General features: G+C 60.5%; 1 protein-coding gene and 1 pseudogene. One reads left to right on the top strand and one right to left on the bottom strand.

The window, feature by feature from the left end; translation table 11 throughout:
• Positions 1-1,075: pseudogene (locus tag CO664_RS29975) on the top strand (IS110 family transposase); the annotation flags it as partial.
• Here CO664_RS29975 and CO664_RS31070 read toward each other — a convergent pair.
• Positions 1,070-1,363, bottom strand: a 294-nt coding sequence (locus CO664_RS31070; RefSeq protein WP_210201054.1) for a hypothetical protein, incomplete at its 5' end; no start/stop codon positions are given. The pseudogene CO664_RS29975 and the gene CO664_RS31070 sit on opposite strands and share 6 nt — an antisense overlap.

The raw sequence follows: 1,363 nt of genomic DNA, 5'->3' as shown, positions 1-1,363 counted from the left end.
CCAAACTGAAGAACGCGATCGCTGTCGCTGAATCCGGCCGGGAGGGAGAGACCCGCTTTTGGGGTGAGGTTGACGCATCGGATGCCAGCATGCGCCGCATCATCCAGCGGATAGCCGCAAAGTTTGACCGCGTGCATTTCTGCTATGAGGCCGGCCCGACCGGCTACGGCCTGCATCGATTGATCCGATCGCTTGGCCATGAATGTGTGGTGGTCGCTCCATCATTGATCCCCAGGAAGCCAGGCGACAGAGTAAAGACCAATCGTCGAGATGCCCTCGCGCTCGCCCGGCTATTGAGGGCCGGCGAGCTCACGGCAGTGTGGGTTCCTGATGAGGGCCATGAGGCGATGCGCGACCTCGTTCGCGCTCGAGCTGCTGCTGTCGAGACGTTGCGGGTTCACCGACAACAGATCAGTGCCTTTATGCTCAAACACAGTCGCATCTATCCACGCAAGAAGGGCTGGACGATGCGATACCTGCGCTGGCTGCAGGAGCAACAGTTCGATCATCCGGCGCATCAGATTGCGTTGCAGGAAATGGTCGAGGCGGTGCGCGTCTCGAAAGAGCGCGTCGAACGACTGGAGAAGGTGATCGAGGAGTTCGTCCCAACCTGGTCGCTGGCGCCGGTCATTCGAGCGCTGCAGACCCTGCGAGGGGTCGACCTGATCGTCGCCGTTACATTCGCCACGGAGGTCGGCGACGTGAGCCGATTTGAGAGCCCTCGCCAACTGATGGGCTATCTCGGCCTGGTCCCTGGTGAGCGATCAACGGGTGAGACGGTCAGACGGGGCTCGATCACCAAGGCCGGCAACGGTCGGGTTCGGCACATGCTGGTCGAGAGCGCCTGGACTTATCGGCATCCGCCGAAGGTCGGCACGAGAAAGCTCTACCTCATGGAGCAAGCCCCATCGAAAGTTCGAGAGATTGCATGGAAGGCTCAGAGCCGGCTGACATCTCGATATCGAATGCTCGCCACTCGGGGAAAGCGAACGACAGTGGTTTGCACGCCATTGCCCGCGAGCTGACCGGCTTCATGTGGGCTGTTGCAAGGGAGGCGCAGGCGATCAAATCATAAGTCGCCGAAGCGAACTTGCACCTCGCGCATGGGCGGAGGCGGGACAACGGCAGGGGAACACCCGTCAGACGCTTTGTGGCCGGCAATTGACCGACGCCCGTAGTAAGATCGGAACAGCCCCGGACGCACAATCGGGAATGCAGTAGCCAACCCGCGCATCAGAGCTTGATCACCGACGTCCTTCAGTTCCGCCTCCACCCATACGCGATCATCATCATGAACAGCCGTTCGTTTGGACGGTCGGTTCCTCGTGCCCAAAGCATTGACAACGGACATCAGAGCGGTGTT

Origin of the sequence: Sinorhizobium sp. NG07B, from assembly GCF_002532005.1 — a bacterium.
Taxonomy (GTDB): Bacteria; Pseudomonadota; Alphaproteobacteria; order Rhizobiales; family Rhizobiaceae; genus Sinorhizobium; species Sinorhizobium fredii_C.
This window is presented reverse-complemented; position numbering and strand designations above follow the sequence as displayed.